The sequence below is a fragment of the [Eubacterium] eligens ATCC 27750 genome, assembly GCF_000146185.1.
GTDB lineage: Bacteria > Bacillota > Clostridia > Lachnospirales > Lachnospiraceae > Lachnospira > Lachnospira eligens.
Map to the genome: position 1 here is coordinate 13,539 of NC_012780.1, position 12,882 is coordinate 26,420.

The 12,882-nt window shown below is 38.0% G+C and carries 19 protein-coding genes and 1 pseudogene; 4 read left to right on the forward strand and 16 right to left on the reverse strand.

Features of this window, described 5'->3' with window-relative positions; translation table 11 throughout:
* Position 1 precedes the first annotated feature (1 nt).
* From EUBELI_RS10505 to EUBELI_RS14835, 10 genes are all read right to left on the reverse strand, one after another.
* The gene (locus tag EUBELI_RS10505; protein ID WP_012740307.1) at positions 2-952 is read right to left on the reverse strand and encodes an L-lactate dehydrogenase; all 951 of its coding nucleotides are present in this window, start codon (positions 950-952) and stop codon (positions 2-4) included.
* Between the two features lie 66 nt (positions 953-1,018).
* Positions 1,019-1,426, reverse strand: a complete 408-nt coding sequence (locus EUBELI_RS10510; RefSeq protein ID WP_012740308.1) for a Fur family transcriptional regulator — start codon at positions 1,424-1,426, stop codon at positions 1,019-1,021.
* Between the two features lie 128 nt (positions 1,427-1,554).
* The gene (gene yaaA / locus EUBELI_RS10515; RefSeq protein ID WP_012740309.1) at positions 1,555-2,304 is read right to left on the reverse strand and encodes a peroxide stress protein YaaA; all 750 of its coding nucleotides are present in this window, start codon (positions 2,302-2,304) and stop codon (positions 1,555-1,557) included.
* The gene (bcp, locus tag EUBELI_RS10520) at positions 2,304-2,759 is read right to left on the reverse strand and encodes a thioredoxin-dependent thiol peroxidase (RefSeq protein ID WP_012740310.1); all 456 of its coding nucleotides are present in this window, start codon (positions 2,757-2,759) and stop codon (positions 2,304-2,306) included. Before bcp ends, yaaA begins: the two co-directional genes overlap by 1 nt.
* Entirely contained in the window at positions 2,725-2,883 is a 159-nt protein-coding gene (locus EUBELI_RS14460; RefSeq protein ID WP_012740311.1) for a peptide deformylase, read from the reverse strand. Before EUBELI_RS14460 ends, bcp begins: the two co-directional genes overlap by 35 nt.
* Positions 2,884-2,956: 73 nt before the next feature.
* Complete coding sequence (locus EUBELI_RS10525; protein ID WP_012740312.1) at positions 2,957-3,856, reverse strand: sensor histidine kinase; 900 nt, start codon at positions 3,854-3,856, stop codon at positions 2,957-2,959.
* Between the two features lie 3 nt (positions 3,857-3,859).
* Entirely contained in the window at positions 3,860-4,714 is an 855-nt protein-coding gene (locus tag EUBELI_RS10530) for an ABC transporter permease (RefSeq protein WP_228003400.1), read from the reverse strand.
* Position 4,715: 1 nt separating this feature from the next.
* The gene (locus EUBELI_RS10535; RefSeq protein WP_041688891.1) at positions 4,716-5,633 is read right to left on the reverse strand and encodes an ABC transporter ATP-binding protein; all 918 of its coding nucleotides are present in this window, start codon (positions 5,631-5,633) and stop codon (positions 4,716-4,718) included.
* 84 nt (positions 5,634-5,717) lie between these two features.
* Positions 5,718-6,470, reverse strand: a complete 753-nt coding sequence (locus EUBELI_RS10540; RefSeq protein ID WP_041688892.1) for a response regulator transcription factor — start codon at positions 6,468-6,470, stop codon at positions 5,718-5,720.
* A gap of 375 nt (positions 6,471-6,845) precedes the next feature.
* Positions 6,846-6,977, reverse strand: a complete 132-nt coding sequence (locus tag EUBELI_RS14835; protein ID WP_012740316.1) for a hypothetical protein — start codon at positions 6,975-6,977, stop codon at positions 6,846-6,848.
* A 126-nt stretch (positions 6,978-7,103) separates the two neighbouring features.
* Between EUBELI_RS14835 and EUBELI_RS10545 the strand changes: the two genes are divergently transcribed.
* Positions 7,104-7,643, forward strand: a complete 540-nt coding sequence (locus EUBELI_RS10545; RefSeq protein WP_012740317.1) for a S24 family peptidase — start codon at positions 7,104-7,106, stop codon at positions 7,641-7,643.
* An 86-nt stretch (positions 7,644-7,729) separates the two neighbouring features.
* On the forward strand, positions 7,730-7,930 hold the full coding sequence (locus EUBELI_RS10550; protein ID WP_004611564.1) for a helix-turn-helix transcriptional regulator: 201 nt from the start codon (positions 7,730-7,732) through the stop codon (positions 7,928-7,930).
* 135 nt (positions 7,931-8,065) lie between these two features.
* Here the strand turns inward: EUBELI_RS10550 and EUBELI_RS14000 are convergent, their stop codons facing one another.
* The 4 genes from EUBELI_RS14000 to EUBELI_RS10565 form a co-directional block, all read right to left on the reverse strand.
* A complete protein-coding gene (locus EUBELI_RS14000; RefSeq protein ID WP_349180463.1) occupies positions 8,066-8,251 on the reverse strand; it encodes a prolipoprotein diacylglyceryl transferase family protein in 186 nt (61 codons plus the stop codon).
* A 339-nt stretch (positions 8,252-8,590) separates the two neighbouring features.
* On the reverse strand, positions 8,591-8,896 hold the full coding sequence (locus EUBELI_RS10555) for a hypothetical protein (RefSeq protein WP_041688893.1): 306 nt from the start codon (positions 8,894-8,896) through the stop codon (positions 8,591-8,593).
* 16 nt (positions 8,897-8,912) lie between these two features.
* Entirely contained in the window at positions 8,913-9,476 is a 564-nt protein-coding gene (locus tag EUBELI_RS10560; protein ID WP_012740321.1) for a chromate transporter, read from the reverse strand.
* Positions 9,473-10,084, reverse strand: coding sequence for a chromate transporter (locus tag EUBELI_RS10565; RefSeq protein WP_012740322.1), 612 nt, complete (start codon positions 10,082-10,084; stop codon positions 9,473-9,475). The genes EUBELI_RS10560 and EUBELI_RS10565 overlap by 4 nt, the downstream gene beginning before the upstream one ends.
* Before the next feature lie 92 nt (positions 10,085-10,176).
* On the opposite strand from EUBELI_RS10565, the gene EUBELI_RS10570 reads away from it, so the two are divergent.
* Positions 10,177-11,079: a LysR family transcriptional regulator gene (locus EUBELI_RS10570; protein WP_012740323.1), complete on the forward strand. Its 903-nt coding sequence runs from the start codon at positions 10,177-10,179 to the stop codon at positions 11,077-11,079.
* A gap of 46 nt (positions 11,080-11,125) precedes the next feature.
* Here EUBELI_RS10570 and EUBELI_RS14715 read toward each other — a convergent pair.
* Positions 11,126-11,232 (reverse strand): annotated as a pseudogene (locus EUBELI_RS14715) (DUF6061 family protein); the annotation flags it as partial.
* A gap of 8 nt (positions 11,233-11,240) precedes the next feature.
* Between EUBELI_RS14715 and EUBELI_RS13760 the strand changes: the two are divergent.
* On the forward strand, positions 11,241-11,654 hold the full coding sequence (locus tag EUBELI_RS13760) for a helix-turn-helix domain-containing protein (protein ID WP_228003401.1): 414 nt from the start codon (positions 11,241-11,243) through the stop codon (positions 11,652-11,654).
* Between the two features lie 274 nt (positions 11,655-11,928).
* Here EUBELI_RS13760 and EUBELI_RS10580 read toward each other — a convergent pair whose 3' ends face one another.
* Positions 11,929-12,882: an alpha/beta hydrolase gene (locus EUBELI_RS10580; protein WP_012740325.1), complete on the reverse strand. Its 954-nt coding sequence runs from the start codon at positions 12,880-12,882 to the stop codon at positions 11,929-11,931.

Below are 12,882 nucleotides of genomic sequence, written 5' to 3' on the forward strand. Positions count from 1 at the left end.
TTTATAATTCAATTGTCTCTATAATCTTTTTCAAAGAATCTGCGGATTCTTTAAGCTTTAGCGCTTCCTCACCACTTAAATTAATAGGTATATCAGACTCAATACCATCTGCACCTACAATAGCTGGCATACTTAACGATACTCCGTCAATATCATATACTCCATGAATCATGTGTGATACAGGAAGTATTGATTTTTCATCTCTCATAATCACTTCGCAAATTCTTTTTACAGACATTGCAATTCCATAATATGTAGCGTGCTTTTTGTTTATAATCTCATAAGCACTGTTCTTGACTGCTGTAGCTATTTCTGCCGTGTTTTCCTTGTGCTTGTAATGTCCTCGCATTTCACACATTTCACTTAATGGAACACCAGATACATTGGCTGATGACCATACTACTACTTCGCTGTCTCCATGCTCACCTACTATAAATGCATGAACACTCCTGCTGTCCACAGATAAATGCTCACCAAGCTTATATCTTAATCTTGCACTATCTAACACAGTACCCGATCCAATAACCCTGTTTTCTGGAAGTCCTGATAACTTTATGGCTACCTGAGTCAGGATATCTACCGGATTCGCAACTACAAGCATGATACCTGCAAAATTTCTCTTTGCTATTTCAGGAATAATTGACTTAAATATTGCTACATTTTTATTTACGAGATCAAGCCTTGTCTCTCCCGGCTTCTGTCCCGCTCCGGCAGATATGACAACAATTGCAGCATCAGCCACATCATCATAATCTCCGGCATATATTTTCATCGGACTCGCAAATGGAATACCATGACTGATATCCATCGCTTCTCCTTCTGCCTTGTTCTTATCTGCATCGATAAGGACAATCTCTGTAAACAAGCCACTCTGCATCAGAGCAAATACCGATGCAGAACCAACAAAGCCACAGCCTATCATTACTGCTTTTTTTGAATTAATAACTTTCATCTTCGTAATAATCTCATCTCCTTAATCAATATAAACAGTCCATAACTCAACTTATACATTGCTTTCCTATCCATACTTTTCCTCCTTTATCTTCTCCCTGCATTTCGGGCAAATGCCTTTAAATGAAATATCATAATCCACAAATTCAATTCCATGAGTGTTATGAATTCTTTCCAGCAAATCCGGTATTTGATCCATATCCACATCAAAAACTTCACCGCACTTTATACATCTTACATGGTAATGATTTTTCAATGTAAAATCAAATCGGTTCGGTCCATCCGGAACTTCAACCTTTCTTAATGCACCTTCCTCTACCAATATATCAAGATTTCTATATACAGTTCCTTTTCCAATTGTTGGATATGCTTCTTTTATAAATTCATACACTTCATTTGCCGTAACGTGTCTTCTCATTTCGTATACAGTATTTCTTACAAGATCTTTTTGAATGGTATTTCTCCTACTTGTCATTAGTTCTCCTTATTAGGATTAGTTCTTAATAAAGATTGTATATCACTATCATCCTGTTGTCAATAAAAAATAGTAATAATTCTCATTATTATAAAAGATGCCAAACTGAGCATCTTTTACCTGAATAACTATTTCATTTTACGTTCAAATACATATTCTGAATCTGAAGATAAATCAGACCTAAACAAATATCCGAGTCTGTCAAATTTCTGAATCTCCGCCGGATTTTCAATATTATTTTCCGCTATGAATCTGACCATTTCACCACGAGCCATCTTGGCATAGGTACCTTTTGTTACCAATTTATCTCCGGATAACTCACAAAATACAATCGTAATATATCTGTCCTGTGGTGTCAGATACTTTTCTATACATTTTGAGTATTCTTTTGATGCAAGATTAATGATAATCCTACTGTCATCGATTACTGAGCGGTATAACAATTCTCCCCAGTACTCATACATATTTTTTGCATCTCCAATTCCAACCTTTGCCTGCATTTCAAGACGATAAGGAGTCACACCATCCATTGGTTTTAAAATGCCATAAAACGCAGACAAGATTCTTAAATGATTTTGCAAATACTCAAACTGCTGGATTTCAAACACAGATGGTGCCATATATTGAAATGCAATCCCTTCATATGCTAAAACAGCCGGAGTAAGCCTGTTATAAAGATTCATATTTTCCAATCTGTTAAAGTTCTGCTCTGCAATCTTGTCATTACATTTCCAGATAGCTTTCAGTTCTTCTTTTGATTTGCTTTTCATCCAGTTTAATACTTCTGCTGTCTTATCAATATAGACAGGCAATTCAAGCGGTGCTAAGTTATCGGTATCTACAATCATCTTTTTTGCAGGTGATAAAATAATCTTCATTATGCCAATTCCTTAAGCATATTTTCAGGATCATCTGCCGCCTTGACTTTATCATTTGCCTTTATAATGATTCCCTGCTCATCAATAAGATATGTAGTTCTTACTACACCCATAGATACTTTTCCATAATTTTTCTTTTCTTTCCAGACATCATATGCTTCAATAACTTTACGATCCGGGTCTGCTAATAGCGTAAATGCCAGTCCGTATTTTTCTTCAAATCTCTTGTGAGACGCTACAGAGTCCTTGCTTACTCCGAGAATAACAGCTCCCTTCTCAGTAAACTGTGGATAACGCTCAGAAAAGCCACATGCCTGCTTCGTACATCCTGGCGTATTATCCTTTGGATAAAAATATAAGATCACTTTTTTTCCTGCATAATCGCTTAATTTATGCATTTCTCCGTTCTGATCCGGCAATTCAAAGTCCGGTGCTTTTTTCCCTACTTCTAACATATTTTATTCCTCCATTTGCTTTTAATGTATCTAGCAGGTCTGTAACAACCTGCTTGTCTGCTTCTGTTGCATCTATTGATTTCTGAGCGAGAAATAATGGATCCCGCATAATTTTTCTTACCATGTCATTGTCCTTCTTTTAAAAATTGTACTACTCGTTCCATGATGTAATCCTCCTGGTTTTCAGCCTATGCATGTTATACCACAAGCAAAACTTTTATCTCAATAATGAAATCATTCCCCTGTATTCTTGCACTTATATCTCCATTCATACGCCCCACAAGCTCTTTTGCAATAGATAACCCCAGTCCGGTTGAGGCTCTGCCTCTTGCCACATCTGCTTTATAAAAACGCTCGAACACATGGCTTAAGTCAATATTTTCAGGATGTTCCGTATAATTACTAATTTTAAGCAAGGCGTGATTGTCCTCACGGGTAAGCTTGATACTTATATTCTTTTCCCCATGATCAAGACCATTTTTTATGACATTCTGTATAACTCTCCTTAAGCCCTGCTTATTACCTGATATATACAGCATTTCCTCAGTAATACTAATATCCGGGCAGATGCCCTGCTTCTTCCATTCATCATAATAAGAAAATACAGCTTCTTTTAATATTCTGTTCATACAACAATCCGTAAGCTCCAGCTTATATGAATCATTTTTCAGCTTAGTGAATGTAAAAAGCTCCTCCAGCATTTCATTAAGGCTGTTAAGCCTTTCTCTGATTATATCAAGATATCTCCTCTGGTCATCTATATTGTCACATTCCTCTATAAGCTGGAAATACCCATCCAGCGATGTAAGCGGTGTCCTTATATCGTGTGAAAGATTAGTATATGTATCTGCAATCAGCTCTTCTTTTTTTCTGTACTCATTTCTTTCTTTTTTACGCAGGTCAAGAAGCTCATTCAATTTATCTGAAAGCTCACCTATTCCCCCCATATCTATTTCACGTTGAATCAGCTTGTTACTATCGTGTTCCATAAGAAACGACAACTGGCGGCAGATGTCCTTAATCTGCCGCTGGTATTTCCACATAATAAATGCCTGTATAATAATTATTACTGCTAATATTCCAATAATAATCCTCATTCTCTAAATATCCCTTTTCTGAAAAATATAACTGCTTAATGACAGCATTATAATAATAAATATAGCTGCCACACACATTGAACTAACAACATCCTCCCTGCCTGCATTCATAGGAAGCATTGCCATCCTTCCAGTTACTGTATACCTATATACATTGAAATTATGAAGTCCACTTCTATTAACTACATAATCTATAAAGGCATACACAATACTCATTATATTCATGGTAAGACATACCGACAAGGTCATGCTTATGACATTATTCTTAATTATAACTGCTATCGCCATACATATTAACACAAATGCATAATGAAGCGTAAGTTCCGTTAAGAAATAAGGTATAATCTCCTTCCAGTTACCCCACATCACACATTTAAACGCAAGCATATTCGCTGCTGCCTGGAATACAAATATCCCTGCAAAGGTAATTGCTGTAAATAAGGCAAGCGCAACTGCCCTTGAAACAATAAGCATACCCCTTTGTGACACCTGTCCACCAATATTCTTAATATAACCGCTCTTAATATCTGCTGTTGCAAACATAACCGCAAATATTACAAGAAAAAGTGCATAAAATTTCCCCTGTGCATTAGAAAAGAAAACATCCATTACCGTAACCTTCTTCCCTGGCTCCGTAGGTAATTCCACACTCATACCAATATTGACATTATCTGTATTCTGCTGCGAAAGCTGTTCCTTGTTGCTGTCATCTGCCTGTTGTTGCTCCCATTCCTTATTAACTGCATCATAATCTATTTTTGAAAGAAATGAGGTAAGCAGTGCTGATGCCAGCAATATAATCCATATTACATACATACTCTTTGTACGAAACATTCTGTATACATCCATCTTTATCATATTAAGCACGATTGTCACCCCCTGTAAGCCTTAAGAAATAATTCTCAAGTTCTTCACTTGTAATAGATATTCCCTTAACTGGAATTCCCGCCTTTGCAAGCTCCATGTTCAGGCTGGCACTTTCTCCCAGTCTTTCAAATATATGAATATGTTCTTTATCTATAACCTGATAGCTGTTAAAGCCCATATCATCAAGCACAGGAATAGCCTGCTTAGGATTATCAAGTGTAAGCTCTATGCGCTCACTGCATTTTTTCATAAGCTCTTCTCTTGTAAGCTCCTGCACAAGGCATCCATTATGAATAATGCCATAATCTGTGGCAAGCTTTGATAATTCCTCCAGGATATGACTTGAAATACATATTGTCATACCTCGCTCCTTTGCAAGCTTCTGGATAGTTTCACGCACCTCCACTATTCCCTGCGGATCAAGTCCGTTAATCGGCTCATCAAGAATAAGCAGGTCAGGCTCACCTACAAGTGCAAGAGCAATTCCTAAGCGCTGCTTCATTCCAAGCGAATAATGCTTTGTTTTCTTTTCTCCAACAGTATCAAGGCCCACTGTTTTTAACAGCTCTTCTATATATCCTTTTTTCTTAATCCCCGTAAGCTTACATTTAATGTTCAAATTGTCATATGCCGACATATTGCCATAAAGTCCGGGAGCTTCTATAAGACACCCTACTCTTGAACGTACCTTTTGTAAGTCCTTTCCCTTATACCCAAACATTTCTATTTCGCCATAAGACGGTGTTGACAGTCCGCTAATCATCTTAAGACAGGTCGTTTTACCGGCTCCGTTTCTTCCAATAAAGCCATATATCGCACCCTTTTTAATGTGCATATTTACATCATCAACCGCCCTGTGTCTGCCATACTGCTTAGTCAGATTACTTGTCTGCAATAATAATTCACTCAAAGCTTTTTCCTCCTTTTCTTAACTGCTCTTATCATAAAAAATAAATCCTAATCAATCGCAAATAAATAGTAAAAAAAGAGTAAATTATTCATGCAGGCGATATCCAATCCCCCATATTGTTTCTATATATTCATCAGGTGTAACGGTTTTTATTTTCTTCCTGATATTGCTTATATGCACATCCAGGGTCTTTGTTTCACCCATATATGGCTCATCCCACGCATATTCGAATATATCCTCCTTGCTAAACACCTGCTTCGGGTTTTTAAGCAGCAATTCCAGTATTGCAAATTCCTGTTTTGTAATCTTAGGAAGCACCCTGCCACCGATACTTACCTCAAAGGTAGAGCGTATAAGCACCATATCCCTGAACTCAAGCCTTCCGCTACCTTGTCCTTCCTGTATACCAGCCTTTGTTATCACTTCCGTTTCTGCTTCTGTTTCTGCCTCTGCTTCACTTTTTGTTTCTGCCTCTATATGACGAAGCTGCACCTGAATACGTGCCAATACCTCTCTAATCTCAAATGGCTTTGTTATATAATCATCTGCTCCATCTGTCAGCACTCCGATTTTATCATCTATACTATCCTTTGCAGTCAGCACAATCACCGGAAGCCTTCCCTGTTTTCTTATCTCTTTTAAAACCTCTTCACCACTTGCACCAGGCAGCATTAAGTCAAGCAGTACAAGCGTATAAGCCTTTTCTTTTATATCTAGAAGCAGCTTTGCCTCTGTTCCTGAAAATGCCTGTTCGCATGTATAACCTGCCTTCCTAAGTACCTCACAAAGAAGGTTATTAATATTTATATCATCCTCTACAATTAGTATATTAGGCATAATTTTTACTCCTGTCCGATATTGTTTTATCACTGATTCCCTGTTTAATCTATATCATAATATTAACATAAATCATATTGTTTCATAGTTTCTACATTTCGATATTCATGCTTCTCATAATATCCTATCAGCTTACCTTCATCTCTGAGTGCTACCATGTAAACATCTTTATTCTGTTTCGCGTTTATTTTTCACATTATAACATCTATCAAATTGATCCGCACTAAAAAAGGACGCAGAATCTCTCCCACGTCCTCAAGACTATCTGGCTTTATCTTCTCTCACCTTCGATACTTCCTTTATTTCATATCTATACGATATAAATTAAGTCTCTCCTGTTTCGTATATCTCCTTAATATAAAAATGCTATTTTATTTAGCGTTTACTTTTCTTCTCCTTATATGGTTCTGACAAATCAAGAAACTCTAACATATACATATCCCTAAGAACACCTGTCATATCTTTACTTTCGATTGCAGATGTGGCTTTTCCATTAGATAAAAGCAACCTCTCATAATATCCACTATCAATCTATCTCACCAGTTCTTTTGCCTTATATTTTTCCTTTGACGCAAGTTTTAGATAAAATTCTTTTTCTTCATAGCTTTTTGTTTTAGAAATAATATTACTAATATGTATGAAGCATATTTTGGAATGAATCCTGCTGATCCTTTCTCCTCACTTACTGATGAAGGCAGGGAAAAGGCTATGGATTATATCAATCTGCTCCACGCATCCGGAATGTATGAAAAGCAAACTGCTAAAATAATTCCATTCCGAAGCATTGATATTTTTGAAAATGCAGTATCAGCTGGAACCGGCAACTTCCTTGTAGATGGACCAAAAGAGACTGTACGAATAGATGAATCTCTTCTACCAGAAGATACTACTTTCGGTGTATGCATTAGTGGTGACAGTATGGAACCTGAATTCCACGATGGTCAGATTGCATGGGTATTACAACAGGAATCTGTTGCTAATGGAGAAATCGGCATCTTCGCTCTAAACGGAGAAGCCTATATTAAGAAGTTAAAAGACGATAAAGACGGAATTTTCCTTATCTCACTCAATGAAAAGTATGCACCTATCAAGGTTGGAGAAAATGACCGCTTAGACATATTTGGAAAAGTTCTTGGAAAATCTGATGCTTCTGCTATCACAGGACATTGCTGATAAAATTGCAAGTCCTTTTTATCGGACACATTATTTTGCATAATGACAATAAGAAAATATCTATAGAACTGAAAGAAGGGATTTTTATGGCGGTTACCAATAATATCAGAGAAATCCGGGAGCAGCGTGGCATTTACCAGGATGACCTTGCCGCTGCTATCGGATACAGCACCAAAACTGTCGGCAGGATAGAGCGTGGGGACAGTACCCCATCTGCCGAATTTATGCTGCGAATATCAAAGTACTTTAATATGCTGGTGGAAGATGTATTCCATGTAGAGGATTGAGCTGAGCTGGGGAGAACCCCTAGCTCAGTCTCTATTATGGTGGTATTATTATAACTTAACAGTGCTACTTTGTATTTGAATATCGTTTGCTAATAAATTCTATCATAATGGAGGATGAAAAATACAGCGGTTTTATCAGCGGATGTATCTTCCTGAATACACATTTTTTGTTTTGTCACGGCGCACAAAAAATACATAAAGTAAGATACCACCGCAAATCAAGAATAACGAAAGCACTTGTGATACTCTGATTCCGGAAATAATATAAAGGCTGTCCGTACGCAGTCCTTCAATCAAAAATCTTCCAAGACCGCCAATCACTCCACCATAGATGGCAAGCCCGCCTTTCCATATTTTGAAGATGGTAAGAATATCACCATACTAGGCAATGCTCCATCCCTCTATGCCAAATAAATTTTCAATCAAATACTTGCTCATATCAACACCTTTTCTACACAACCAGAAATTCATTTTCTTGTTCTATATATCTGCAAAAGATAAATATACCGCAAATAATTTCCGGGACAAAACCGCAAATATCTTCCACAGCCCATCCTCCTGCAATACCCTTGTGCATAATACGAAGAACCTCCGAATTGTGGGCGTTTATCAAAGAATAATTCTGGCTATTGTGCATGGTCAAAAGATATTCTTCGCCGTTCACAACAATATTGGCATTCTGCAAATTGGCCAGCCCACCACATTGGGATCATCACCATCTGCATATCCGGGGCAAGCAGAACCGACTAACTGATTTTCGTTGTCGGTCAGTAAATATTCCCGATTTCTTACATCACCGGAACTTGCTTTTGATTCATCGAGATAACGGGCGTCCGCCGTCAAAAGCAGCTCACCTGCGATGCTGAGAATCTTTCTTTGCGGACCGAGCAACGCACTTTTTATTCTTACCAAGGCAAGCTGAGATTCATTTTTATAAAGGACTCCTGCCTTTATCGTATATTTCATAACTGCGCCTCCTCTCTTATACAAGTGAATACAGGATGATTCCTGCAAATCCCGAACCTGCCATAACCCAAAGCGGATTCGGTTTCCACTTTCTTAAAACAATAATGCCAATAACAAAAATAATCACAGCAATCAAGTCCAAAGATGCCAAATCATTCGGAAGCGTTCTCTGTCCGTAGAGTGCCATAATCAACAGTGAGATACCCGCTGATGCGATCATTGCAATGACCGCAGGGCGAAGTCCGGCAAGAATGCCCTGCACCATATTCAATCCACGGAACCGATAATAGATATAGGCAAGGGTCATTACGATAACACAGGATGGAAACACACAGCCAACCGTTGCGATGACAGCACCGGGAAGACCTGCGACTTGGATACCAACAAATGTTGCTGAGTTGATGGCTATAGGGCCGGGTGTCATTTCAGCGATGGTCATAATATCCGCAAATTGTGTCATTGTCAGCCAAGGATGAATATCCACCACTTGATTCTGAATCAAAGGCATGGCAGCATATCCACCACCAATGCTGAATAATCCAATTTGAAAAAAGCTCCAGAACAATTCAATGTATATCACTGTTTATCACCTACTTTCCGCATTTTTCCTTGATGCCACGTATCCGCTGCTCCGATCACGCCACAGACAAGAATAATGGCTATGATATTCACAGAGAAAAAGCGAACGGCTACAAAAGAACCAAGCATAACAATAACAGGCAATAGTCGTTTTTTCTGAAAAATGGTTTTTGCCATATTGATCACAACATCACAGATTACTGCCGCCACTCCGCAGAGCATTCCTGCCATTACCATATTTACAATGGCATTATCTCGAAATGCCTGATAAAACATGGAAATGATAGAAATAATCATCAATGGCGGCAATATAGTTCCCAATACCGTGAGCATTGCGCCGGAAAACCCCGCCACATGATAACCTACCAAAATGGAAGCATTAACTGCTATTGCGCCTGGAGAAGACTGTGCGATTGCTGTCAGATCCATCATCTCATCTTCTTCAATCCAACCAAGTTCCTCCACGAATTTTTTTCGCATCAACGGAATGATTACAAATCCACCGCCAAAAGTGCAAGCACTCAGTTCAAAAGTGGAGAAAAACAATTTTTTATATTTTTGCAAGCTATTCATTTCTAAAAATGCCGTCCTTTCTATGTTTATTAACATTATACCGCTTGATTTCTGATAACGGAAATAATATAATTTTACAGAAACGATAAGTATTTTTATATAAGGGGATTGTTATGACGATACGACACATGATAATATTTCGTACCGTATGCGAAAATGGATATAATTCCACCAAAGCAGCGGAAGTTTTACACATGACACAGCCAGCAGTCAGCCTTGCCATTAAGGAACTGGAGCAATATTACGGAGTACACCTGTTTGACAGAATCGGCAGACGATTGCAAATCACCGATGCAGGTCAGCATTTTCTTCAATATGCGATACATATATCCGACTTGTTTTCAGATATGGAAACAAGGTTACGTGATTGGGATTCTAAAGGAGTTCTCCGTATTGGTGCAAGCATCACCATCGGCTCGCAGTTTTTACCGAACTATGTAAAGGCATTCTCTGAACTCTGCCCAGAGCTTGATGTCAGAGTTACCGTTGAGCAATCAGAACGTCTGGAACAAAAAATTTTGGCAAATGAATTGGATTGTGCGTTGATCGAAGGTATTGCACATGATCCAAATATCGTTTCGGAAGCCTACATGGAAGATCATTTGAGTGTTATATGCGGTACGGATAAAGGCTGGACACAGGGGCAAGTTATATCCATAGAAGATTTTCAAAGACAGCGATTTCTCTTGCGAGAAAAAGGCAGTGGCACACGAGAGGTGTTTAACCGTGTAGTTGAACAGGCTGGCATCCACATTACACCAGTATGGGAAGCAATGAGCACAACAGCACTGGTCAATGCTGCAATCAATGGATTAGGAATTGCTGTATTACCGCATCGAATGATTCTTCCGGCTCTGCGACAAGGCTTGATTTGTACTGTCAAAGTAGAGGGGTTGAGTTTCAGCCGAAATTTCCATATAATTCATCATAAAGATAAGTTTTTAACAACTTCTGCCAAGCGATTTATTACTTTGTGCAGAGATTTTGAGACTGATTACCCCTTGCCTTGTTACAACGGACTATATGAATAAAAGATTAGAGCCGCAGTCCAATCACATGACTACGGCTCTTGCAATATTAGTATAAAGATTTATATTCAGTTACAGTTTTCAGATATGCTTCGGGATTGCCGTTCAGTATCAGCTCAGCGTATGCACCGGGTCATTGTAAATCAGATAATCTAGCTAGAACAATAAAAAAATATAGAAAGGCTCGAAAACTTACTATGGAGCAATTAAGTGAAAAAAGTGGAATAAATTTATCAACATTAAAGAAATATGAAACTGATAATAGAAATCCTAAACTAGAACAGCTTTCTAAAATTGCAGAAGCGTTAGAAGTAAGTGTATTTGAATTTTTAGACATAGAGGTAAAATCTGTAAACGATATTATATCTCTTGTTAATAAAATGAATATAGCTACTGATATTGATTGGGATATTGATAATGATAAAGTATGTATTTCTTTTAAGAATAAAGAAATCAATAATTGTTTAAAAGAATACGCTGTAGATTACAAAAAAGACAATATATTAATTGAAAAAACAGAAACTAATAATGAATCTACATTTACAAGACTTATGCTTATAAATGACAAGCTTAGATAAAAATAAATCATTGCAACAGTGACCAAATTCTCGTGCAAGTGCGGATATTAACTCGTTGCTCACATAAATACAAAAATAAAATCCTGGTTTCACTTCGTATAACTTGCCATCAACCTTAAGACTAACCGCACATAACGCTATGCATCCACGCTTAATACGTATGCCTTTTATCCTTTCAGCTGCCTGGACTGCCATATTTCCACCATACTTTCCATCACCAGCAACCGGCATGTTTAATATAATCTTATCTTTATCCTCGTATACTATATCCATCTTAACTAATAATTCCAATACTCTTAATCCACTTTGTAAAAAGTACTTTCCACTCACCAGTCTGTGCAAAATCATCACCACAGCCATAACCATGGCCACCTGTTCTGAATATATGAAGTTCAGCACTTACCCCGGCTTTTCTTGCTGCCATATAAAAGCCCACACTGTTCTCAGACAATGTTGTTCTGTCATCATCCGTTTCACATATAAATACTGGCGGCATATCCGGTCTTACAAGCTTATCCGGATTATACTTATGCAGTATCTTTGCCTTACCGTCACTGATTCTCTCAAGCACCTGTTCCTCAGACATATATCTTTTGCCTGCTTCAATACAATCGTCAATACTTATAACCGGATATGAACAAACAGCAAAATCTGGTCTTGCTGATAGTTTATCATATTCATCCTTATACTTATAATCCGCATACACATCACTTTCATACGCTGTTGATAATAACGCTGCCATAAAGCCTCCTGCTGAAAAGCCCATAACGCCTATCTTAGCTTCATCTATACCGAATTCCTGCGCCCTTCCTCTTATAACTCTCATTGCGCGCATAGCATCTATAAGTGGGACATCCTCTGCATTATCATGTTCATCTGATGGAAGTCTGCATTCAAGAACAAATGCAGCTATTCCCATACTATTAAGCCACTTTGCAACATCTTCACCTTCAAAGTTGTATACAAGGCGTCTGAACGCACCTCCTGGAATAATCAATACTGCCGGAATCCTTTGTCTGTCTGTACTGTTACCAATACCATCAGGTATATAAGGAACAATATCCGGATCTGTAATGTTCTGCACTATATGCTTTACTCTTCCATCAGGCATATCTTCAGTGTAATATTTTCTTGTAAGCTTAAGGTTCTGCGAACCCGGAGCCCCATGCTCAAACAGCCTTATCTTGTTTACTGGTGTCTTAAACACCTCATTCTGCGTATCTGTCAT

Coding starts and splice junctions, on each gene's coding strand:
- EUBELI_RS10505 (WP_012740307.1), bottom strand. CDS start 952: ATGAAAGTTATTAATTCAAAAAAAGCAGTAATGATAGGCTGTGGCTTT.
- EUBELI_RS10510 (WP_012740308.1), bottom strand. CDS start 1,426: ATGACAAGTAGGAGAAATACCATTCAAAAAGATCTTGTAAGAAATACT.
- yaaA (WP_012740309.1), bottom strand. CDS start 2,304: ATGAAGATTATTTTATCACCTGCAAAAAAGATGATTGTAGATACCGAT.
- bcp (WP_012740310.1), bottom strand. CDS start 2,759: ATGTTAGAAGTAGGGAAAAAAGCACCGGACTTTGAATTGCCGGATCAG.
- EUBELI_RS14460 (WP_012740311.1), bottom strand. CDS start 2,883: ATGGTAAGAAAAATTATGCGGGATCCATTATTTCTCGCTCAGAAATCA.
- EUBELI_RS10525 (WP_012740312.1), bottom strand. CDS start 3,856: ATGAGGATTATTATTGGAATATTAGCAGTAATAATTATTATACAGGCA.
- EUBELI_RS10530 (WP_228003400.1), bottom strand. CDS start 4,714: ATGATAAAGATGGATGTATACAGAATGTTTCGTACAAAGAGTATGTAT.
- EUBELI_RS10540 (WP_041688892.1), bottom strand. CDS start 6,470: ATGCCTAATATACTAATTGTAGAGGATGATATAAATATTAATAACCTT.
- EUBELI_RS10545 (WP_012740317.1), top strand. CDS start 7,104: ATGTATGAAGCATATTTTGGAATGAATCCTGCTGATCCTTTCTCCTCA.
- EUBELI_RS10550 (WP_004611564.1), top strand. CDS start 7,730: ATGGCGGTTACCAATAATATCAGAGAAATCCGGGAGCAGCGTGGCATT.
- EUBELI_RS10555 (WP_041688893.1), bottom strand. CDS start 8,896: ATGAAATATACGATAAAGGCAGGAGTCCTTTATAAAAATGAATCTCAG.
- EUBELI_RS10565 (WP_012740322.1), bottom strand. CDS start 10,084: ATGTTAATAAACATAGAAAGGACGGCATTTTTAGAAATGAATAGCTTG.
- EUBELI_RS10570 (WP_012740323.1), top strand. CDS start 10,177: ATGATAATATTTCGTACCGTATGCGAAAATGGATATAATTCCACCAAA.
- EUBELI_RS10580 (WP_012740325.1), bottom strand. CDS start 12,882: ATGACAGATACGCAGAATGAGGTGTTTAAGACACCAGTAAACAAGATA.